26 protein-coding genes are annotated in these 22,586 nt (G+C 35.3%); all 26 read left to right on the top strand.

Annotated elements, in window-relative coordinates; genetic code table 11:
• Positions 1 to 3 precede the first annotated feature (3 nt).
• Positions 4 to 366 carry a response regulator gene (locus tag ACIQ4I_RS06130; RefSeq protein WP_403094041.1) on the top strand — a complete coding sequence of 121 codons (363 nt, stop codon included), beginning with the start codon at positions 4 to 6 and terminating at the stop codon, positions 364 to 366.
• A 4-nt stretch (positions 367 to 370) separates the two neighbouring features.
• A complete protein-coding gene (locus ACIQ4I_RS06125) occupies positions 371 to 1,042 on the top strand; it encodes a flagellar biosynthetic protein FliO (protein WP_403094039.1) in 672 nt (223 codons plus the stop codon).
• A complete protein-coding gene (fliP, locus tag ACIQ4I_RS06120; RefSeq protein ID WP_403094038.1) occupies positions 1,039 to 1,707 on the top strand; it encodes a flagellar type III secretion system pore protein FliP in 669 nt (222 codons plus the stop codon). Before ACIQ4I_RS06125 ends, fliP begins: the two co-directional genes overlap by 4 nt.
• A gap of 13 nt (positions 1,708 to 1,720) precedes the next feature.
• A complete protein-coding gene (gene fliQ / locus ACIQ4I_RS06115; RefSeq protein ID WP_397537525.1) occupies positions 1,721 to 1,990 on the top strand; it encodes a flagellar biosynthesis protein FliQ in 270 nt (89 codons plus the stop codon).
• 4 nt (positions 1,991 to 1,994) lie between these two features.
• Complete coding sequence (gene fliR / locus ACIQ4I_RS06110) at positions 1,995 to 2,771, top strand: flagellar biosynthetic protein FliR (RefSeq protein WP_403094036.1); 777 nt, start codon at positions 1,995 to 1,997, stop codon at positions 2,769 to 2,771.
• Position 2,772: 1 nt separating this feature from the next.
• Entirely contained in the window at positions 2,773 to 3,858 is a 1,086-nt protein-coding gene (gene flhB, locus ACIQ4I_RS06105; RefSeq protein WP_403094034.1) for a flagellar biosynthesis protein FlhB, read from the top strand.
• 24 nt (positions 3,859 to 3,882) lie between these two features.
• Complete coding sequence (gene flhA, locus ACIQ4I_RS06100; RefSeq protein ID WP_403094032.1) at positions 3,883 to 5,916, top strand: flagellar biosynthesis protein FlhA; 2,034 nt, start codon at positions 3,883 to 3,885, stop codon at positions 5,914 to 5,916.
• Positions 5,913 to 7,034: a flagellar biosynthesis GTPase FlhF gene (gene flhF / locus ACIQ4I_RS06095; protein ID WP_403094030.1), complete on the top strand. Its 1,122-nt coding sequence runs from the start codon at positions 5,913 to 5,915 to the stop codon at positions 7,032 to 7,034. The genes flhA and flhF overlap by 4 nt, the downstream gene beginning before the upstream one ends.
• Positions 7,031 to 7,900, top strand: a complete 870-nt coding sequence (locus ACIQ4I_RS06090) for a MinD/ParA family protein (protein ID WP_403094029.1) — start codon at positions 7,031 to 7,033, stop codon at positions 7,898 to 7,900. Before flhF ends, ACIQ4I_RS06090 begins: the two co-directional genes overlap by 4 nt.
• 51 nt (positions 7,901 to 7,951) lie before the next feature.
• Positions 7,952 to 9,040: a protein-glutamate methylesterase/protein-glutamine glutaminase gene (locus ACIQ4I_RS06085; protein ID WP_403095083.1), complete on the top strand. Its 1,089-nt coding sequence runs from the start codon at positions 7,952 to 7,954 to the stop codon at positions 9,038 to 9,040.
• A gap of 13 nt (positions 9,041 to 9,053) precedes the next feature.
• The gene (locus tag ACIQ4I_RS06080; RefSeq protein WP_403094026.1) at positions 9,054 to 11,093 is read left to right on the top strand and encodes a chemotaxis protein CheW; all 2,040 of its coding nucleotides are present in this window, start codon (positions 9,054 to 9,056) and stop codon (positions 11,091 to 11,093) included.
• A gap of 26 nt (positions 11,094 to 11,119) precedes the next feature.
• Positions 11,120 to 11,566, top strand: a complete 447-nt coding sequence (locus tag ACIQ4I_RS06075; protein ID WP_397537533.1) for a chemotaxis protein CheW — start codon at positions 11,120 to 11,122, stop codon at positions 11,564 to 11,566.
• A 16-nt stretch (positions 11,567 to 11,582) separates the two neighbouring features.
• The gene (locus ACIQ4I_RS06070) at positions 11,583 to 12,215 is read left to right on the top strand and encodes a chemotaxis protein CheC (RefSeq protein ID WP_403094024.1); all 633 of its coding nucleotides are present in this window, start codon (positions 11,583 to 11,585) and stop codon (positions 12,213 to 12,215) included.
• Position 12,216: 1 nt separating this feature from the next.
• Entirely contained in the window at positions 12,217 to 12,717 is a 501-nt protein-coding gene (locus ACIQ4I_RS06065) for a chemotaxis protein CheD (protein ID WP_403094021.1), read from the top strand.
• Positions 12,717 to 13,061: a hypothetical protein gene (locus ACIQ4I_RS06060; RefSeq protein WP_403094018.1), complete on the top strand. Its 345-nt coding sequence runs from the start codon at positions 12,717 to 12,719 to the stop codon at positions 13,059 to 13,061. The genes ACIQ4I_RS06065 and ACIQ4I_RS06060 overlap by 1 nt, the downstream gene beginning before the upstream one ends.
• A gap of 90 nt (positions 13,062 to 13,151) precedes the next feature.
• Positions 13,152 to 13,925 (top strand): FliA/WhiG family RNA polymerase sigma factor, encoded by a 774-nt coding sequence (locus ACIQ4I_RS06055; RefSeq protein ID WP_403094015.1) that lies wholly within the window; start codon positions 13,152 to 13,154, stop codon positions 13,923 to 13,925.
• 18 nt (positions 13,926 to 13,943) lie between these two features.
• Complete coding sequence (locus ACIQ4I_RS06050; RefSeq protein WP_403094012.1) at positions 13,944 to 14,252, top strand: hypothetical protein; 309 nt, start codon at positions 13,944 to 13,946, stop codon at positions 14,250 to 14,252.
• 8 nt (positions 14,253 to 14,260) lie between these two features.
• Positions 14,261 to 14,827 (top strand): hypothetical protein, encoded by a 567-nt coding sequence (locus tag ACIQ4I_RS06045; RefSeq protein WP_403094009.1) that lies wholly within the window; start codon positions 14,261 to 14,263, stop codon positions 14,825 to 14,827.
• A gap of 151 nt (positions 14,828 to 14,978) precedes the next feature.
• Positions 14,979 to 15,701, top strand: a complete 723-nt coding sequence (rpsB, locus tag ACIQ4I_RS06040; RefSeq protein ID WP_403094006.1) for a 30S ribosomal protein S2 — start codon at positions 14,979 to 14,981, stop codon at positions 15,699 to 15,701.
• A 99-nt stretch (positions 15,702 to 15,800) separates the two neighbouring features.
• On the top strand, positions 15,801 to 16,685 hold the full coding sequence (tsf, locus tag ACIQ4I_RS06035; RefSeq protein WP_397537541.1) for a translation elongation factor Ts: 885 nt from the start codon (positions 15,801 to 15,803) through the stop codon (positions 16,683 to 16,685).
• Between the two features lie 93 nt (positions 16,686 to 16,778).
• Positions 16,779 to 17,504: a UMP kinase gene (gene pyrH / locus ACIQ4I_RS06030; protein WP_102692635.1), complete on the top strand. Its 726-nt coding sequence runs from the start codon at positions 16,779 to 16,781 to the stop codon at positions 17,502 to 17,504.
• Positions 17,504 to 18,061, top strand: a complete 558-nt coding sequence (gene frr / locus ACIQ4I_RS06025; RefSeq protein WP_403094003.1) for a ribosome recycling factor — start codon at positions 17,504 to 17,506, stop codon at positions 18,059 to 18,061. The genes pyrH and frr overlap by 1 nt, the downstream gene beginning before the upstream one ends.
• Before the next feature lie 319 nt (positions 18,062 to 18,380).
• The gene (locus tag ACIQ4I_RS06020; RefSeq protein ID WP_403094000.1) at positions 18,381 to 19,166 is read left to right on the top strand and encodes an undecaprenyl pyrophosphate synthase; all 786 of its coding nucleotides are present in this window, start codon (positions 18,381 to 18,383) and stop codon (positions 19,164 to 19,166) included.
• A gap of 6 nt (positions 19,167 to 19,172) precedes the next feature.
• Positions 19,173 to 19,967, top strand: coding sequence for a phosphatidate cytidylyltransferase (locus tag ACIQ4I_RS06015; protein ID WP_403093997.1), 795 nt, complete (start codon positions 19,173 to 19,175; stop codon positions 19,965 to 19,967).
• A gap of 13 nt (positions 19,968 to 19,980) precedes the next feature.
• A complete protein-coding gene (gene dxr / locus ACIQ4I_RS06010) occupies positions 19,981 to 21,126 on the top strand; it encodes a 1-deoxy-D-xylulose-5-phosphate reductoisomerase (RefSeq protein WP_403093994.1) in 1,146 nt (381 codons plus the stop codon).
• A 42-nt stretch (positions 21,127 to 21,168) separates the two neighbouring features.
• Positions 21,169 to 22,428 (top strand): RIP metalloprotease RseP, encoded by a 1,260-nt coding sequence (gene rseP / locus ACIQ4I_RS06005; protein WP_403093991.1) that lies wholly within the window; start codon positions 21,169 to 21,171, stop codon positions 22,426 to 22,428.
• The last annotated feature ends 158 nt before the right edge of the window (positions 22,429 to 22,586 follow it).

The raw sequence follows: 22,586 nt of genomic DNA, 5'->3' as shown, positions 1-22,586 counted from the left end.
ATCATGTCAAAACGTATATTAATTGTGGACGATGCAGCATTCATGCGAATGATGATCAAAGATATTTTAACTAAAAATGGGTTTGAAGTAGTTGGTGAAGCTGGTGATGGTGCGCAAGCTGTTGAAAAATATAATGAGTTAAACCCTGACTTAGTTACAATGGATATTACAATGCCAGAAATGGATGGTATTGCAGCACTAAAAGCTATTAAACAAAAAGATCCTAGTGCCATTATTATTATGTGTTCAGCTATGGGGCAACAAGCAATGGTTATAGATGCAATTCAGGCTGGGGCAAAAGATTTCATTGTAAAACCATTCCAAGCTGATAGAGTAATAGAAGCAATCCAAAAAGCGTTAGGTTAGTATAATGCTTTATAAAACATTATTAAAACTGATGTTGTGTGTATCGCTTTTTACCGTTATAACAATTCAACCTATTCAACAATCAATTGTTGTCTATGCGGAGTCTAATAGTTCTGCATATGAATGCATAAAAAATCCTGATGCATGCAAAGATGATTCAACACCAGCTGTCGAGAGCAAGGATCAATCGACAGCTGTTGGCTTGTCCGCAGGGGATTACATTAGAATGGTATTATCGCTTATTTTTGTCATCGCCTTACTTTATGGTGTTCTTAAATTTGTAAATAGACGCAACAACAAATATCAACAAAATCAGTTAATGCAAAATCTTGGTGGCATATCTCTTGGACAGCAAAAATCAGTGCAACTTTTAAAAGTTGGAAATTCACTTTATTTAGTGGGTGTAGGTGATGACGTACATATCTTAAAAGAAGTAAAGGACAACACAGAAAAAGAGCACTTGTTAAGTTTATACAATGACAAACAAGAACTTTCAGCACAAGTTCCATATGTTTCGGAGCTTTTTTCAAAGTTTAAAAGTCGTCACTCTGAAAAAGAGGGAGATTCGTCGGGCGAAGAATTTAAGGAAGAGTTTCAAAAACGATTGTCGGAGATTCAACAAAATCGTCGCAAAGAATTAGAGGAATGGAAGCAGAAGGAGAGGGAAAATGAATGAGTGATTTTGTCAATTACTTCTCCACTAGCGATCCAACAAATGTATCTTCAGCTGTCAAATTGATGTTGTTGCTTACAGTATTATCTTTAGCACCAAGTATATTAATTTTGATGACATGCTTTACAAGAATAGTCATCGTATTATCTTTTGTACGAACAGCATTGGCAACACAACAAATGCCACCAAACCAAGTCCTTGTAGGGTTAGCCCTGTTTTTAACGTTTTTCATCATGGCGCCTACATTCCAAGAAGTAAATAAAGATGCATTACAACCTTTATTCGATGAGAAAATCACATTGGATGAAGCATACTCAAAGGCGAGTAAGCCGTTCAAAGAGTTTATGAGTAAAAACACTAGACAAAAGGATTTAGATTTATTTTTAAAGTATTCTGGAGCAAAGGAACGTCCTAAAACGATAGATGATATCCCACTTACAACGATGGTTCCTGCATATGCGATTAGTGAGTTAAAAACAGCATTCCAGATGGGCTTTATGATATTCATTCCTTTCTTGGTAATAGACATGATTGTGGCCAGTGTACTTATGTCTATGGGTATGATGATGCTACCGCCGGTAATGATTTCACTACCATTCAAAATACTGTTGTTTGTATTAGTAGATGGTTGGTATCTTGTGGTGAAATCACTATTAGAAAGCTTTTAGGGGATGGGGAATTATGACAGCAGAAGTAGTCATTAAAGTTGCAGAAGAAGCAATTAAAGTTATATTACTTGCATCAGGTCCATTATTACTTGTTGCATTAGTAACGGGTCTTTTAGTTAGTATTTTTCAAGCAACAACACAAATTCAAGAGCAAACACTAGCTTTTGTACCAAAAATTATTGCAGTACTTGTTGCTATTATCTTTTTCGGTCCCTGGATGCTTACTCAAGTGACTTCATACACTAAAGATATATTTGAAAATTTAGGCCGTTTTATAGGGTGAGAGAATGAATGAATTAGTTCCGAACTTAACCATCTTTCTTCTTATTCTTATACGAATTTCGGCATTCTTTATGACAGTACCATTTTTCTCATATAAAACGATTCCTGCTAAAGTAAAAATTACGCTTGCTGTTGTATTGTCATGGATGATGTATTATACGATAGATGTAAAACCTTTTGATGTTAATGGAGAATACATATTATTAATGATGAAAGAAGCTGTTGTTGGTCTATCTATAGGTCTTATTGCTTATATAATTATGTCTGCTATACAAATAGCAGGTGGATTTATTGATTTCCAGATGGGGTTTGCAATTGCAAACGTTATTGATCCACAAACTGGAGCACAAAGTCCTTTATTAGGCCAATTTTTTAATACACTAGCTCTTTTAGTATTATTAGGGACTAATGGTCACCATTTAATTTTAGATGGGATATTTTATAGCTATAAATATATTCCAATGGATAGTGTGTGGCCTGCGTTTGGATCCAGCGACTTACCACAGTTTGTTCTGAAAACTTTCGGTACGCTTTTTGGAATCGCCTTTCAAATGTCAGTGCCAATTGTCGCAACACTGTTCTTGGTAGATATTGCTCTAGGTATTACTGCTCGGACTGTACCACAACTAAATATTTTTGTCGTAGGGTTTCCTATTAAAATCGGCGTTAGTTTCATCGTATTAATCGTCATGATGGGTGTAATGGTTGCAGTTATGCAGAAACTATTTAATTTTATGTTTATTAGTATGAGAGACTTTATGGTTCTTATAGGTGGTGGATAGTATGCAATTGCTTGAGTTAGATTTGCAATTCTTTGCTGGTGAGAAAACAGAAAAAGCGACACCTAAGAAACGTCAAGATTCTCGTAAAAAAGGTCAAGTATTAAAAAGTCAGGATGTAACAAGTGCGCTCGTCATGTTATCAGTGTTTTTATTTCTGTTAATCGCAGCGACCTCAATGAGAGATGGCGTTATGTCCTTTTTTAATCAAACCTTTTCAAAATATATGCTTGTTGATTCTTTGTCAATCGAGCTTGTGGTAAAAGTTTATAAAGAGGTAATAACTAAAGCGGCCGTAGTCGTATTACCAATTATGGCTATTGCAGTAATTGCAGCAATCGTAGGGAACTTTCTTCAATTTGGTCTATTGTTCACAACCGAACCATTAAAGTTCGATTTAAAAAAACTAGATCCAATTAAAGGAATGAAGAGGATTTTTTCACTCAGATCAGTAATCGAATTAATTAAATCGATTTTGAAAATCTCATTAATTGGAGCAGTTACAACGGCGATTTTATGGATGAATATTGATGATGTATTGAGCTTATCATTCAAAACTCCATGGGATTCTCTTGTAACAGTTTCAAAGCTTACTGTTTTAATGGGTATTGCAGCATCTATTGTGTTGTTGTTAATAGCTGTACTCGATTATTTCTATCAAAAATTTGATTATGAAAAAAACCTAAAAATGTCCAAGCAGGATATTAAGGATGAATATAAAAATTCAGAGGGGGACCCCCTCATCAAATCTAAAATTAAACAACGTCAACGTGAAATGGCCATGCGTCGAATGATGCAAGAAGTACCACAAGCAGACGTGGTTATTACAAACCCAACTCACTACGCAATTGCCTTAAAATATGATGATGAGAAAATGGATGCGCCGAAAGTAGTTGCAAAAGGCACAGATTTCATTGCTCAGAAAATCAAATTAATTGCAAAAGAAAATGATGTGGTGATGGTGGAAAATCGACCCTTAGCTCGTGCCATGTACGATCAGGTTGAGATTGGACAACATATTCCAGATGAATTTTTCAAAGCTGTAGCTGAGGTATTAGCGTATGTATATCGTGTTAAAAGAAAAATTTAGAGTTTATTAACGGGAGGGACAAACATGAAATTTAGCGACATAGGAGTATTAGCTGCAGTAATAATGATTGTGGCAATGCTCATCATCCCTTTACCACCATGGTTGTTAAGCTTTTTAATTATCATTAATATTACGCTAGCATTACTTGTAATGCTAACAGCTATGAACATGAAAGAAGCATTAGAATTTTCAATTTTTCCATCTCTCTTATTATTATTAACTTTGTTCCGATTAGGTTTAAATGTTTCAACTACTCGAGCAATTTTAACTGGTGGAGATGCAGGGAATGTCGTTGAAACTTTCGGTACCTTCGTAGTAGGCGGTAACGTTCTAGTTGGTTTAGTTGTATTCGTTATTTTGGTAATTATCCAATTTATAGTAATTACTAAAGGGGCTGAACGTGTATCAGAAGTGGCTGCACGTTTCACATTAGATGCAATGCCAGGGAAGCAAATGGCGATAGACGCAGATTTAAATGCTGGATTGATATCAGAATCAGATGCAAGAGAGCGTCGAGAAAAAGTTAGTAATGAAGCAGATTTCTATGGCTCAATGGATGGTGCTACGAAATTCGTAAAAGGTGACGCCATTGCAGCGATCATTATTGTATTAATCAACTTAATCGTTGGTTTGATCATCGGGATCGTGCAAATGGATATGGGATTTTCTGATGCTGTCCATTTATTTACTACATTGACTGTCGGTGATGGTCTTGTATCTCAAATACCAGCATTACTTATTTCTACAGCTACAGGTATTGTGGTAACTCGTGCGGCATCTGATGGTAGCTTAAGTAAAGATATTACGGGTCAACTATTGGTCAATCCAACATTAATGTACATAGCAGCCGGAACTATTTTTATCCTTGGAATTGTTACACCAATAAAATTTATTTATACAATTCCAGTTGCAGCGGTATTAGCAATTGTTGCATATAGTTTAAATCATGCTAAGAAAGAGAACATAGAAGAACTTGAACAAATTGAAGAAGTTGAAACTACTGATAATTTAAAGAGTCCAGAAAATGTTGTCAATTTATTGAATGTTGATCCAATTGAATTTGAATTCGGTTATGGTTTGATTCCTCTTGTAGATGCTTCGCAAGGAGGAGATTTACTTGATCGCGTTGTCATGATTCGCCGTCAATTGGCTCTAGAATTAGGGATTGTGATACCAGTTGTTCGAATTCGAGATAATATTCAACTTCAACCAAACGAATATCGTATTAAGATAAAGGGAAATGAGTTAGCAAGTGGTGAATTATTGTTAGATCATTATTTAGCAATGAGTCCCGGAGATGATGATTCGATTGAAGGTATTGATACTGTAGAACCTTCCTTCGGTTTACCAGCAAAATGGATTACTGAGCAGGTAAAAGAAGAAGCAGAAATGTTAGGATATACAGTTGTCGATCCACCAAGTGTTGTTTCAACTCACCTAACTGAGATTATTAGAGCAAATGCGTCTGAACTATTAGGTCGTCAAGAAACAAAACAATTAATCGATCACCTAAGAGAAACTGCACCAATACTAGTAGACGAGTTAACGCCAACACCGCTCTCCATTGGTGAAATTCAAAAAGTATTAGCGAAATTGCTAGAAGAAAATGTATCTGTAAGAAATCTACCTGTAATTTTTGAAACATTAGCAGATTATTCGAAATTAACATCTGATGTCGATGTCTTAACTGAGTATGTTCGACAATCCTTAGCACGTCAAATTACAACCCAATATGCCTCAGGACAAACAGAGTTAAAAGTATTGACTGTTTCTGCGAAAGTCGAAAAAACAATTGCAGATAGTATCCAACAAACTGATCACGGAAATTATTTAGCAATGGATCCAACTGAGTCACAAGCTATTTTAGAATCTATTGCAAAAGAAGTGGAACGTATTGCATTCTTTGAACAATCACCTGTCATTTTATGTTCTCCTGCAGTACGTATGTATTTACGACAATTGACAGAAAGATATTTCCCTCAAATTCCAATTCTTTCGTATAATGAATTAGAATCATCAATAGAGATTCAAAGTGTTGGGGTGGTGAACGTTGAATGAAAATGAAAAAATATATAGCGCCATCAATGACTGCTGCGATGAAAAAAGTACAAGCAGAATTAGGTGATGATGCAATTATTGCAAGTTCGAAAGTTTTATACTCAAAAGGCTTTTTAGGTATGTTCAAAAAGAAAAGCTTTGAAGTAGTAGCGGGGATTGATCGTACAAATTCAATAGAAGCTAGGATTCCTTCTAGAATTGTACAACAACCAATGATTATTGAATCAGAATCTACTGAAGAACAAACAGAAGAAATTAAAAAAGAACTTGCAGATTTAAAAATAATGATGAAATCTATGCAACGCCAATCTATTAGCGTTCAATATCCAGATGGACTATCAGCTATTATTGAAAGATTAGAGCAGCAAGAGATTAATCCTGAGCTCATCACGCAAATAGGTGATGAGCTCTTTGCGGTTATGAAAAATAGTAAAGAAGATTTATCACAAAAAGAACTAGAAGTAATAGCAAAAAAATATCTAATGAACTTATTGAAGGATTTACCTTTCGGAGGCATCTCATTTAATAAACAATATATTAATGTATTAGGTCCAACTGGTGTTGGTAAAACAACTACAATTGCAAAGATGGCAGCAAGAGCAGTATTGCAAAAGAAAAAGAAAATAGGTTTTATCACAACAGATACATACCGGATTGCTGCAATTGAACAACTCAAAACATACGCGAATCTTTTACAAGCACAAGTGGAAATTGTTTATAGTAGGGAAGATTATGAGAAAGCCCTAATAAAATTTGAACAGTTAGATTTAGTCTTTATCGATACTGCTGGACGAAATTATAAAGAAGCAAAATATATTAATGATCTACAACAGTTAATTGATGTTGAACAAAATGTAGAAAATTACTTAGTTTTGTCTATGACAGCGAAAGAACGCGATATGGCAACAATTATTGAACAATTTTTAGCATTTCCTGTGGAAAAATTAATATTTACAAAGACAGATGAAACAAATACTATTGGCTCAATGATCAATTTAATGGTTAAATATAAGAAGGGACTTGCTTACTATACGAATGGTCAGGAAGTACCAGAAGATATTGAAGAAGCATCTATCAATAATATTATAGAATTGCTTTTTCAGGGAGATAACATATGAGAGATCAGGCTGAAGCATTAAGATTGAAAATGCAACAAAGTAAGATTGTAGGGCAATCTATTGCTGTAGTTAGTGGTAAAGGTGGAGTAGGGAAAAGTAATTTTACAACAAACTTCTCTAATACTTTAGCCGCATATGGTAAAAAAGTTATAATTGTAGACATGGATATAGGGATGGGAAATATTCATATCCTATTAGGCAAAAGTTCTAGAAATAGTTTAAAGGATTATTTGCAAGGAGATGTCTCATTACAAGAAGTAATTTTTGAGGGACCTAATAGTTTGCATTATATTTCAGGTGGTACAGGACTTGCGGGATTGCTAGAATGGTCTGATCTTATGTTTGAACGGCTATTGACAGCTTTTGAGAATCTGCAAGCAACCTATGATTATATTTTATTTGATATGGGAGCTGGCGCCACAAATTGGTCATTGGATTTACTAGTTGCTGTAGATGATATTATCGTTGTTTCAACTACAGAACCTACTTCTATTATGGATGCCTATTCAATGATGAAATATATCCATTACAAAGATCGTGAGAAAAATTTTTATTTGCTTTGCAATAGAGTTTTAACTAATGAAGAAGGCTCCGATACATTGAATAGATTGAAACAAACAATGGCTCGGTTTTTAGCAAAGGAAGTAACGATATTAGGTGCACTACCAGAAGATAAACTTGTTCGTCAAGCAGTAAAAAGACAAGTCCCTTTTTCAATATTATATCCTAACGCTCAAATTACGAAGACATTGAAAGAAATAACGAATAGATTTATCGAAGGAAATACGAAAGAAATTATCGTTCCAATTCAATCGAATAATTTTATTTCTAAATTAAAAAGTATTTTTTCGAAAGGAAGTGATTAGTTGTCTATTACCCAACCGAAAAAACTATTAATAGTTGATGACTCAGCGTTTATGAGGAAAATGATATCAGATTTCTTTGGCGATCATCCTCATATTAAAGTGATTGGGACAGCTCGTAATGGTAAAGATGCAATAAGGAAAATTCAAATGCTTAAACCAGATGTTGTAACGATGGATGTAGAAATGCCAGAGATGAACGGACTTGAAGCGCTAAAAGTAATAATGAAAGAATGTCCGGTTCCTGTTGTAATGTTATCAAGCACAACAAAAAGTGGCGCAAAGATAACATTAGAAGCAATGGCAAGTGGCGCTGTTGATTTTATCGCAAAACCAAGTGGGCCAATTTCATTGGACCTATACAAGATTCAATCTGAAGTAATTCGAATTGTAGAAAATGCGGCTACAGTACATGTATCTAAATTACGACATGCAGAACAGAAGGATATCGAGAAGACAACTATTCCGAAAGAAAAAGTATCTACTCTTTCCCATAGTAGCATGAATACTAAAGATGATATTCAACGAGGAATTCATGCTAATCCTCCTGTGAAATGGAGTTCGCATTCTAAGAAAATGGTGCTTATTGGTACTTCAACAGGTGGCCCTAGAGCTTTGCAAGAAGTTATTACTCGGCTACCGCAAAATATTCCAGCACCTATACTTATTGTGCAACATATGCCTGAAGGATTTACGAAATCATTGGCCAATCGATTAGATCAACTGGCCAAAATTACCGTAAAAGAAGCTGAACAAGGAGATATTCTCCAATCGGGTGTTGCGTATATTGCTCCTGGAGGTTTCCATCTACATATTCGAAAAATAGGCATGTCCTATTGTATTGAATTAGATCAATCAGAACCACCACGTGGGGGGCATAGACCTTCTGTGGATGTCATGTTTGAAGATAACAGTAAATACAATGATTTTGATAAAATCGCTGTCATTATGACGGGCATGGGTTCAGATGGTACAAAAGGATTGCAAGCATTAAAAAACAATGGAAATGTCATTGCTATTACTGAATCCGCAGATACATGTGTTGTTTATGGTATGCCAAAATCTGCTTACGCAACAGGTTTAGTTGACGAAGTTGCAGATGTTGATGATATTTCAAATATAATTATGAAATATTTGCCTTAAAGGGGGGCTTTTAATGGATACAAACCAATATTTAGAGGTCTTTATAGATGAAAGTAAAGAGCATCTTCAATCTTGTAATGAAAACTTATTAGCATTAGAACAAAATCCGCATGATTTAGCAATAGTCAATGAAATTTTCCGTAATGCACATACTTTAAAGGGTATGTCAGCGACAATGGGTTTTGAAGATTTAGCTGATTTGACACATAAAATGGAGAACGTATTGGATGCGATTCGTAATGAGAAAATTACCGTAACTCCAGAGATTTTGGATGTCGTTTTTGAATCAGTCGACCATTTAGAAGCGATGATTGATGATATTGCTAATGGTGGTGATGGTAAACGTGATGTAACAGCCACTGTTGCTAAATTAAAACATATTGAAAACGGAGAACCAATTGATGAAGTGGATATTCCTGCTGAAGAATCTACTGTAGGTGGACCTATTTCTAGCGCTGAAGCCTTGCGATATGATGAATTTGAGTTAACTGTCATTCAACAATCGCATGAACAAGATTTCAATACATATGAAATCGCTATACACTTACGTGAAGATTGTTTATTAAAAGCGGCAAGGGTATTTATGGTATTTGATATATTAGAAAAATTAGGGGATGTAATTAAATCCTCGCCAACTGTTGAAAAACTAGAAGAAGAGCAGTTTGATAATGATTTCTATGTTGCTTTGGTAACAAAAGATTCAGCGAACGATGTACAAAAGAAATTATTGAAAGTATCTGAAGTAGAAAATGTAATAGTTACATCAATCGATTATCATGCGCTTGTAAAACAAGAAATTGCTGTAACAGTAGAAGAAGTACCAGTTGCACAGAATACTTCCACACCAGTAACTACTAATACAGCTGCTAAAAAAGCACCTGAAAAGAAACCCTCACACACAAGTAGTAAGACGATTCGAGTTAATATTGAACGCTTAGATATTTTAATGAATCTATTTGAAGAACTTGTCATTGACCGTGGGCGTTTACAATCTATTGCATCAGAATTAAATCATAGTGAATTAAATGAAACCGTAGAAAGAATGTCACGTATTTCAGGAGATTTGCAAAATATTATTTTAACAATGCGTATGGTACCAGTTGAAACTGTTTTCAACCGTTTCCCTAAAATGGTCCGTCAATTAACTCGAGATTTACACAAGAAAGTGGATTTGGAAATTATTGGTGCTGAAACTGAGTTAGATCGTACTGTAATTGATGAGTTAGGTGATCCGCTTGTACACCTTATCCGTAACGCTCTAGATCATGGTGTTGAAAGCCCGGAAAAACGTAAAGCAGCAGGAAAACCTGAAGTGGGTAAAATAGTGCTACGTGCTTATCATAGTGGTAATCATGTATTCATTGAATTAGAAGATGACGGCGCTGGCATTAATCGTGAAAGAGTATTAGAAAAGGCCATTTCTAGAGGAATTGTATCGCTAGAAACTGCTGATTCCATGACAGATAATCAAGTAAATGAATTGATTTTAGCGTCTGGCTTCTCAACAGCTGATGTAATTTCTGATATATCTGGACGCGGTGTGGGACTGGATGTAGTCAAATCAACAATTGAATCACTAGGCGGTAATATCACAATAGATTCTACTGAAGGTAGAGGCTCATTATTCTCTATTCAATTGCCTTTAACACTATCTATAATCTCTGTAATGTTAGTAGAAATTGAAAAAGAAATATATGCAATTCCACTATCATCAATTATAGAAACATCAATTATTCGCAAATCTGATATTATGAATGCTCATAATCAAAAAGTAATTGATTTCCGTGGAAAAGTTGTTCCGCTTGTATTTTTGGATGAAATCTTTGAAGTACCTCGCGTTGAATCAAAAGATGATGAATTCCATTCAGTTGTACTTGTACGTAAAGGTGAAAAAATGGCGGGGTTAGTAGTAGATTCATTTATAGGACAACAAGAGATTGTCTTAAAATCACTTGGAAACTATTTGACAAATGTATTTGCAATTTCAGGAGCTACTATTCTAGGTAATGGTAAAGTAGCATTAATCGTCGACTGTAATTCACTAATTAAATAACGTACTTATAAAAAGAGGTGTCCATAATGGCAAATTCACTTGATGTAGAAAGTGTAAAAGTAATTGTATTTCAACTTGGTGATAAAGAGTATGCGATTCCAGTAAATCAAGTTCAAGGAATTGAAAAAACAATGCATATTACACGTGTACCGAAAACTCCTGAATACGTTAAAGGTGTAATTAATCTTCGTGGTGTAGTTACACCAATCATCGATCTTCGCGACCGTTTTAACGTGAAATCATCAGTTGAAAATGAAAATACACGTATTATTATTATTTCATTAGATGAAATGGAAGTAGGATTTATCGTCGATGCTGCTAATGATGTAATGGACATTCCAAAAGTAGCAATTGAACCACAACCTGAAGTTGTAGGGTCTTATGAAGAAGAATTTATCTCAGGCGTTGCAAAAGTAGATAAAAGACTATTAATATTATTGAATTTAGAGAAAGTACTTAATACCTTAAAATAAGGAATGGTAAAATCTAATGACATTTTACAATAAAATAACGTCTTTGCACTTAGATGTTTTAAAAGAAATTGGAAATATAGGGGCTGCTCACGCTGCTACAGCCCTTTCAGATTTGTTGAATACTAAAATCGATATGCGGGTCCCAAAAGTTGAAATGGTCTCATTTAATGAGATGATGGAATTTGTTGGGGGTGCTGAAAGTGTTGTTGCGGGTATTTATCTTCGAATTGAAGGTGATGCGGAAGGTGGAATGTTTTTTATTCTTCCGGTAGAACAAGCAAATCATTTTATCAAAAAATTAATCCATGATGAATCATTTGATTTTAGAAATACACCAGTTTCCGAGTTAGGACGATCTGCTATGCAAGAACTTGGAAATATACTATCTGGTTCCTATTTATCTGCATTATCAGATTTTACTGGCTTGAAAATTTATCCTACACCACCTGCTTTAACTGTTGATATGTTTGGTGCAATTATTAGTTTTGGCCTTGTTGAAGTTTCACAAATCGGTGATCATGTAATTGTCATTGATACTACTATTTTTGAAGAACATATGGGTGATTCAGAAACAGTCCGTGGACACTTCTTCTTATTGCCGGATCCTGACTCTTTTGAAACGATTTTTAGATCTTTAGGGGTTTCATAAAATGTTAGCGAGCATAAGCACGGTTGTTAAAGTTGGTATTGCTCAAATGGATATAGCAAAATCACCAAATACAATTAGAACATCAGGTTTAGGGTCATGTGTAGGTGTAGTACTTTATGATGAATTAAAAGAAATTGCAGGTTTAGTTCATGTTATGTTGCCAGACTCAAAGTTAGGTCGTAGCGAATCAATTAATGTAGCGAAATTTGCTGATACCGGTATACCGGCTATGGTGGAACAATTGAAAAGAGAAGGCGTTCATTCGTTTAAATTAAAAGCTAAGATTGCAGGAGGGGCTCAAATGTTCCAATTCACATCAAATCGTGATTCGATGCGAATTGGCCCTAGAAATGTAGAGGCAGTGAAACAGCAATTAAAGATGTTATCAATTCCTATAGTTGCAGAAGATACTGGTGGAAGTAGTGGGCGTACGATTGAATTCGACACTTCAACTTCCGTTTTACATATTCGTACTGTCAACCAAGGAGTGAAAGAAATATAATGATAGGCTCATTTTTATCCAATTGTTGGGCAGCTGTAATAGCTTTTACAATTTACTTTTTAATGACATTTCAATCAGTAGAAAATCCAACAAGTATTATTATTCATTCATTCATTGTTGCTGTTATTGTGTTTTTATTGACTTATGTAGTTCGTTTTATTATTGCGTTTGTTATGTACACTCCTTCTGATGAAGAATCAACAGATCAAGAAACAATGATACAATCTGATGGGGAAGTTGAAGAACAACATTCATTGAAAGAGAATACTTCCAGTACCCTTAGTGAGAATCAAGCAGAAGAATTAGCGAAAGCTGTCAAAACAATGATGTCAAATGACGAATAATTTCGAAAGGGAGCTTATTTCGGCTCCCTTTTATAGTAAAGATTTGATATAATATACATGTCATTTAGAAAAGACAACGAGGTGGATTCGATGATGCAACCAACGTCAAATGAAGAACAAAAGCTTTGGCAAAGCTGGGTAGCTGAACGTGATCCTCGTGCAGGAGATTTGTTAATAAAAAAATATACTCCACTCGTCTCTTACCATGTACAACGTATTAGTACTGGTTTACCCAAGAATGTATCGAGAGATGAATTGACAAGCCTTGGCATGATGGGATTATTCGACGCACTTAACAAATTTGATATATCACGAGATTTAAAGTTTGATACATATGCCTCTTTCCGAGTTCGTGGCGCAATAATTGATGGACTGAGAAAGGAAGATTGGTTGCCACGATCTGCTAGGGAAAAGTCAAAAAAACTAGAAGCACAGATTGAAGCGATGGAGCAACAACTACAACGGCATGTTACACCGGAAGAAGTAGCTCAAGAATTAGGCGTCAGTGTAGACGATGTATATCAAACAATGCAAGAACATTTTATGTCTAATATCTTATCTATGGACGAGCATTCTTCAGATCAAGATGATTCAGAGGTCAAGACATTTGCCATTAGGGATGAACAAGTACGTACACCTGAGCAAGAAATTGTTCGAACAGAACTATTAGATGATTTAGTCGAGAACATATTAAAGCTAAACGAAAAAGAGCAACAAGTATTGAGTTTATTTTATACAGAAGAGTTAACTCTAACTGAAATTGGAGATATGCTTCAACTTTCCACATCAAGAATATCTCAAATACATTCAAAGGCGCTCTTTAAATTGCGAAATTTATTATCAGCCGAGATGCAAAATGTATAATGTGCTGGAGGCAAATGTATGAGCTTAAAAGGAGTAGAATTACAAATTGCTTTACCTAAGACTTTTGAAGCAGGTAAAATAACGGAACAAGCACAGCAGCAAGTGAATGCAGGCCAAGATTTAGCTAATCAGGCATTACAAAAACAGATTGAACGAAATAGAACAGCTGTTTTAGAATCTGATAAAACTGCCCAAATTAGAGAAGATGATCCATCCGATGATAGAGAAAATGAAAAGCAACGAGGCAAAAAAAAGAAACATGAATCTTCCACTCTTGATCAGATTCAACATCCTTTCAAAGGACATTTTGTAGATTTTAGCGGATAGGAGTTATAATGGTAGCAACAATTTTAGTGATTTTATTTATTGCACAAATGTTAAGCTTTTACTTCATTATTTTACTTTATACGAAAATTTCTCGACTAAAAGATATTGAAAAGAGTCAGGAACGATTAAAGGATGAAATGTATAATGCAGTTGGTGCTTATTTAGCGGAAATGCGTGATGAAAATGATAGATTAATTAAAGAATTAACTATGATGAATAGAAATAGACAAATAGATGAAAACGAGAATAAGCATACTACTACAGAGAAAGATAATGCCGGGATACATGAAAACCAATCTGCTAAAAAAGAAGAAGTCATAGTACCAACTTATAATTTGCCGAGAAACGTCGCAGCAAAGGCATATAAAAATAATTCTACAACAACACCAACCATAACAATGCAAAATGAATCCTTTAATGAAGAAATGGCGCATCTTGTTGAAGCTAAAAAGAAACTTACTTTGGATGAACAAATCCAAGAATTATATCATAGTGGAAAGACCGTTGATGAAATTGCAAAAATGCTGCAAAAAGGAAAAACAGAAATCGAATTATTATTGAAATTTCAGCACTAAAAAGGTTGCATAGGACAAGACGGTGTGATATATTATCAAGTGGTGTTACATTACACACGTATTCTGATGCATGGAGAAGGTGCTCGTTATGAGTTACTCCTACAGATGATGAATGCGGAGGACAAAAAAACCATATCAGGAGGAAACACTCATGTCAGTAATTTCAATGAAACAATTACTAGAAGCTGGTGTACATTTCGGTCACCAAACTCGCCGTTGGAACCCAAAAATGAAAAAATTCATTTTTGTTGAACGTAACGGTATCTACATTATCGATTTACAAAAAACAGTTAAAAAATTAGAAGAAGCTTACGACTTCATGCGCCAAGTTGGCCAAGATGGTGGTAAAGTTCTTTTCGTTGGTACTAAAAAACAAGCTCAAGAAGCTATTAAAGATGAAGCTGAACGTTCAGGTAACTACTATATCAACCAACGTTGGTTAGGTGGTACTCTTACAAACTTCGGTACTATTCAAAAACGTGTAAAACGTATGAAAGATATCGAAAAAATGGAAGAAGACGGAACTTTCGAAGTTCTACCTAAAAAAGAAGTTGTTCAACTTAAAAAACAACACGAACGTCTTGTTAAATTCTTAGGCGGTATCCGTGATATGCATGATCTACCAGACGTAATGTTCGTAGTAGACCCACGCAAAGAACGTATTGCTATAGCAGAAGCTCGCAAATTAAACATTCCATTAGTAGCTATGGTAGATACTAACTGTGACCCTGACGAAATCGATTACGTTATTCCTTCAAATGATGACGCAATTCGCGCAGTTAAATTAATCACTGCAAAAATGGCTGATGCTTTAATCGAATCTAAACAAGGTGAAGAAGAAGCAGTTCCAGCTGAAGAGGTTGCAGCTGAGTAATTTCTGATTAGAAAAAAGGTGATAAGCGGCTAAACCCTCTTATCACCTTTTTTTGAGAATGATAATAATTTCATATGAATTTATAAGGAGGAACTATCAATGGCAGTAACTGCAAAAATGGTTAAAGAATTACGTGAAAAAACTGGTGCTGGTATGATGGATTGTAAAAAAGCATTAGTACAAGTTGATGGAGATATGGAAGCAGCAATCGATTTCCTACGTGAAAAAGGATTATCTTCAGCTGCTAAAAAAGCTGACCGCGTAGCTGCAGAAGGTACAACTTATATCGAAGTAAAAGGTAATGAAGCTGTACTTTTAGAAGTTAACGCTGAAACTGACTTCGTTGCTAAAAACGAAGGTTTCAAAACTTTAGTTAAAGAATTAGCTGATCACTTATTAGTTGCTAAACCAGCAACTGTAGAAGAAGCTTTAGAAACAACAATGGAAAACGGTGCAAAAGTTGTTGACCATATTTCTTCAGCAATTGCTACAATTGGTGAAAAAATCACTCTTCGTCGTTTTACTGTAGCTACTAAAACTGATGCAGATGCATTCGGTGCTTACCTACACATGGGTGGCCGCATTGGTGTATTAGCAGTAGTTGAAGGTACAACTGATGCAGATGCAGCAAAAGACGTTGCTATGCACATCGCTGCATTAAACCCTAAATACATTGCTCATGATCAAGTTTCTGAAGAAGAAATTGCTCACGAACGCAAAGTATTAACTGAACAAGCTCTTAACGAAGGTAAACCTGAAAACATCGTTGCAAAAATGGTTGAAGGTCGTTTACGTAAATACTTCGAAGAAATCTGTGTTCTTGACCAACCATTCGTTAAAAACCCAGATCAAAAAGTTGGCGACTTTGTAAAAGCTGCTGGCGGTACATTAACTTCATTCGTACGTTATGAAGTTGGTGAAGGTATCGAGAAACGTGAAGATAACTTCGCTGAAGAAGTAATGAACCAAGTTAAAGGTAACTAATACCGATTTTATTAAATATTAATGTGAAAAAAGTAGGGAGCACAGCTTATGGTGTTCCCTCTTTTTCAAGAAAAAAGCATGATGGAGGTTCCAATGAGTATGCCACAGTACAAAAGAGTAGTCATTAAACTTAGTGGAGAAGCCCTTGCTGGAGAAGAAGGCTTTGGCTTATCACCTAAAATTGTTAAATCAGTAGCAGAACAAGTAAAAGAGGTTGTTGATCTAGGGGTAGAAGTTGCCCTAGTAGTCGGTGGCGGAAACATTTGGAGAGGGAAAATTGGTGCTGAAATGGGCATGGAACGTGCAAATGCCGATTACATGGGAATGTTAGCAACTGTTATGAATGCATTAGCACTTCAAGACTCACTTGAAAATCTTAGCGTTCCAACACGTGTGCAGTCATCAATTGTTATGACGCAAGTAGCAGAACCATATATCCGTAGAAAAGCGGTTCGTCACTTAGAAAAAAAACGTGTTGTTATTTTTGCAGCGGGCACAGGTAACCCTTACTTCTCTACAGACACGACAGCAGCGTTACGTGCAGCTGAAATCAATGCAGATGTCATTTTAATGGCTAAAAACAACGTAGATGGCGTATACTCTGCAGATCCAAAAACAAATGCAGATGCAGTAAAATATGATAATCTAACATACTTAGAAGTAATTCAACAAGGATTGCAAGTAATGGATTCAACAGCGTCCACTTTATGTATGGATAATGATATTCCATTAATCGTATTCTCAATTACTGAAAACGGTAATATTAAACGCGCCGTATTAGGCGAAACAATCGGAACAGTTGTTAGGAGGAATTCATAATGTCAAAAGAAGTTATGGCAAAAGCTGAAGAAAAAATGACAAAATCAATTCAAGCGTTTACACGTGCATTAGCATCTATTCGCGCTGGTCGTGCAAATGCTTCGTTACTAGACCATGTAAGCGTTGATTATTATGGTGCACCAACCCCTATTAATCAACTAGCTGGTATTTCAATTCCTGAAGCACGACTATTGGTTATTCAGCCTTATGATAAAACAGTTCTTGGTGATATCGAAAAAGCATTGTTAAAATCTGATATTGGTATTACACCAACAAACGATGGTAATGTTATTCGATTAACAATTCCGGCATTAACAGAAGAACGTCGTAAAGAACTAGTTAAATTAGTAAAAAAAGAAGCAGAAGAAACGAAAGTTGTCATCCGTAATGTTCGTCGTGATGCTAATGATGAATTTAAAAAATTAGAAAAAACTGGCGAAATTACTGAAGATGATTTACGTGGCTTCTCAGATGATATCCAAAAACTAACAGATGCAAATATTGTTAAAGTCGATCAAATTGCAAAAGAAAAAGAAAGCGAAATTATGTCTGTTTAATCATTCAGCAGAAGTCTCCACTTCTATTGGTGAAGAGATGAATACAGAATTTTTTTCTACTTTAAGCAATTGTTAAAAAAATCGCTGACATTAGTTAAAGTCTCAGTTGGATGTTACAAATTTCTGATTGTGCAAACACAGTTCGAAATTTGTACGAAATTACGCTGAGGCGTAATTGATTTTTTAGAACCTTGTGTTTTTTAAGACGTCCTATAAGTACAGGGACGTCTTTTTTGTTAAGATTAAGGAAAAAAATCCGTATTTTTGATATGATAGAAGTAGTATACGTTCCGATTTGTAAGTTAGTGGAGGATTCTAAATGTTAAACAAACTCGTATGGGGAAAATCAGATAAACAACGTCAAGATTTACAGGAACGAATTTCAGATATTTCAAATGAACAAGTGCCTGCCCATATAGCAATTATTATGGATGGCAACGGTAGATGGGCGAGAAAACGTGCTTTACCTCGTGTTGCTGGACATCATGAAGGAATGAAAAACGTACGTAAAATTACACGAGCTGCAAATGCAATCGGAGTAAAAGCCATTACGTTATATGCTTTTTCAACAGAAAACTGGAAACGCCCGAGAAAAGAAGTAGAATTTTTGATGCGGTTACCTGAAGAATTTTTAGGTTCATTTCTACCTGAGTTAATGGAGCTAAATATTCGAATTGAAATGATTGGCGAAATGGATGCATTGCCAGGTCATACACAGCGCGCAGTTCAAAACGCGATGAATCAAACAAAAGAAAATACAGGAATGGTTCTTAATTTTGCATTGAACTATGGCAGTCGGAAAGAATTAGTACTTGCTATGCAACGAATAGCCAAACAAATTAAGGATGGAGAATTAGATGTATTAGATATTTCAGAGGAGAATATTTCATCTGGACTTATGACTGCTAATTTACCAGATCCTGATTTATTAATTCGAACGAGTGGAGAAATTCGTTTAAGTAATTTTATGTTGTGGCAGCTTGCTTACACTGAATTTTGGTTTACGGAGATCCTATGGCCAGACTTTGACGAACATGCCTTTTTTGATGCTATTAAAGCCTATCAAAAACGCAATCGCCGATATGGTGGATTGAAAGGAGAATAAGGAAGATTGAAACAGCGTATTATTACGGCGCTAATTGCCGCTGCACTGTTTATACCATTCGTCATCTATGGTCAATTACCATTTACCATTTTGATATACGTAATGGCGGCAGTAGGGTTATATGAAATATTGAAAATGCGAGGAATTTCGTTATTCTCACTACCAGGAATCATCACATTATTTGCATTGTTTGTTATATTAATGCCAGATGATTGGAGTGAACGAGTCCAAAATGCAACATCTTATTCAAAGATTGAATATCTATTCATAATTGCAATATTATTGCTGATTTATACAGTACTACTAAAAAACAAATTTACGTTTGATGATGTAGGCTTTTTATTAGCAAGTGCTATGTATGTTGGAATTGGATTCCACTTCTTTATTACAACACGAGCAGAAGGTTTAGCATTTGTTGTTTATGCATTAGTTATTGTATGGACTACTGATTCAGGAGCATACTTCATTGGTAGAAAACTTGGGAAAAATAAACTATGGCCAGAGATTTCGCCAAATAAGACAGTTGAAGGTTTTGTCGGCGGAATCATTGTAGCTATTATTGCAGCGATAATTTTCCAATTAATCGCGAAATTAGATATATCTTACGCAACATTAATTATAGTATCGATTGTAGCTTCGATATTTGGTCAATTAGGTGATTTAGTAGAATCAGCAATTAAACGTCATTATGGTGTGAAGGATTCTGGGAAAATACTACCCGGGCATGGTGGGATATTAGATCGTTTTGATAGTCTATTATTCGTTTTACCATTGCTCTATTTCTTGCACTTCATTGGATAAGGGAGTCTTTTAAATGAAATCAATTAGCTTATTAGGAGCTACTGGCTCCATTGGCTTGCAAACATTAGATATTGTAAGAGAACATGCGGATGAATTTGAAATTGTGGCATTTGCAGCAGGTAAAAATATCGAAATAACAAAAGATATTATTCGTGAGTTTAAACCCAAATTAGTATCTGTACAATTAGAGAAAGATGCACATACTCTTTCTAAAGAGTTTTCTCATATTGACTTTACTTATGGAACAAAAGGATTAGTAGATATAGCTACTTTTTCAGAAGCAAACGTTTTATTAAACGCAGTATTAGGAAGTATAGGTCTTGAAGCAACATTAGCAGCAATTCGCGAAAAGAAAGCAATTGCAATCGCCAATAAAGAAACGCTTGTGACTGCTGGACACTTAGTAATGAGTGAAGCCAAAAAATATGGTGCGCCAATTTTACCAGTAGATAGTGAACATTCAGCTCTTTGGCAATCAATGCAAGGTGAAAATCGTAAGTCTATTTCACGCTTAGTTCTTACCGCTTCAGGTGGTAGCTTCCGTGACAAAACACGTGAAGAGCTTGAAAATGTAACTATTAAAGAAGCATTAAATCACCCCAATTGGTCAATGGGAGCCAAAATTACAATAGATTCAGCAACCTTGATGAACAAAGGTTTAGAAGTAATTGAAGCATCGGTATTATATGACATGCCCTATGATAAAATTGATGTATTAATCCATCGAGAAAGCATTATTCACTCAATGGTTGAATATCATGATACAAGTATAATGGCTCAACTAGGTACCCCAGATATGCGTACACCAATTCAATATGCATTAAGCTATCCTGAGAGATTACCAAGACTGGCAGCTGAAAGATTAGATTTAGCACAAATAGGTCAATTGCATTTTGAAAATGTAGATTTAAACCGCTTCCGTTGCTTAGATTTCGCATATCAAGCTGGTAAAATGGGTGGTACAATTTTAACAGTTATGAATGCCGCAAACGAAGCTGCTGTTGCTGCATTTTTGCAAGGGGAAATTAAATTCCTTGAAATTGAAGACATTATCGAAAAAATGATGAACGATCATATGAATATTCAACATCCAGATTTAGAAACTATTTTACATGTTGATAAAGAAACGAGAAAAACAGTTCAAAGCATGCTAAAATAGCAATAGTAGTGATTTTACACAAGCTGAAAAAGGTGGGATTCTATGCAATCAATCATTGCATTCATCGTAGTATTCGGTTCCATCGTGTTTTTCCATGAACTAGGTCACTTCATCTTTGCAAAACGTTCTGGTATATTAGTGCGTGAATTTGCAATTGGCTTTGGTCCCAAGATATTAGGGATCAATAAAGGCGAAACCTTGTATACCATTCGCTTATTGCCAATGGGTGGTTATGTCCGTATGGCAGGAGACGATGCAGATGTGGTTGAACTTCAACCAGGTTATCGAATTGGAATGCTGTTGAACGATCAAAACGAAATAACGAAAATCGTTTTAAACCAAAACAAGCAATTGCCTGACATGCTATTCCTTGAAGTGGAAAAGGCAGATCTTCAAAAAGATTTATGGGTTGAAGGTTATGATGAAGATGAAAAACTTGTACGTTACAATATAGCGCGCAATGCGGTTATCGAAGAAAATGGTAGTGAACTTATTATTGCTCCATATGACCGTCAATTTAATTCAAAATCAGTGGGTAAACGAGCAATGACTATTTTTGCAGGCCCATTGTTTAACTTTATTCTTTCAATTGTTGTGTTTATCGCTATTGCGTTAATGCAAGGCGTACCGACATATGAACCAGTAATTGCTGGAGTTGTAAAAGGTAGCCCAGCTGCTAATGCAGGATTGGAAAAAGGTGATGTCGTAACAGCTATAAATGGCAAATCTATTGATAGTTGGCAACAATTATCAGATGCGATACAAAATAATCCTGAAAATCAATTAACATTAGATCTTAAACGAAATAGTGGAAATGAAAGCATCAAAGTAACACCAACTAAAAAGACAATAGAAGGACAAACAATTGGTCAAATTGGTGTGCAATATCAAAGTCCTGTGGAAAAAAATCCATTGAAAGCAATTGCATTTGGTTTTTCAGAGACCTATCATTGGATTATTAAAATCTTTACTATCCTCGGATCGTTAATTACAGGAGGATTTTCGATTGATGCATTATCTGGTCCAGTTGGTATTTACAAAGCAACTGAAGAAGTTGCAAAATACGGATTTGTTAACATTATGAACTGGGCAGCTGTATTAAGTATTAACTTAGGAATCATGAACTTACTACCATTACCAGCATTAGATGGGGGTCGTTTGTTATTCTTCGGATTTGAAGCTGTTCGTGGTAAACCAGTAGATCGTCGAAAAGAAGGAATGGTCCATTTCGTGGGGATTGTACTATTAATGATTCTCATGATAGCAGTAACCTGGAATGATATACAACGGTTCTTCTTTTAAAATCAATTACGCCTCGGCGAAATTATGTCTTAGAGGCCTTAACTACTTTTAGCGAGTATTGGACATCCGCTGAAAGTAGAGAAAAAGTATGAATTAACTCACCACCAATAGAGGTGGGAGACATATGCTAAAAAAAGTTAAACTAATTAAATATTGCT

Origin of the sequence: Rummeliibacillus sp. NPDC094406 (genome assembly GCF_044763875.1) — a bacterium.
In the GTDB taxonomy this organism is placed as follows: domain Bacteria; phylum Bacillota; class Bacilli; order Bacillales_A; family Planococcaceae; genus Rummeliibacillus.
The sequence above is the reverse complement of the archived record's forward strand: the minus strand, read 5'-3'. Positions and strand labels throughout refer to the sequence as shown.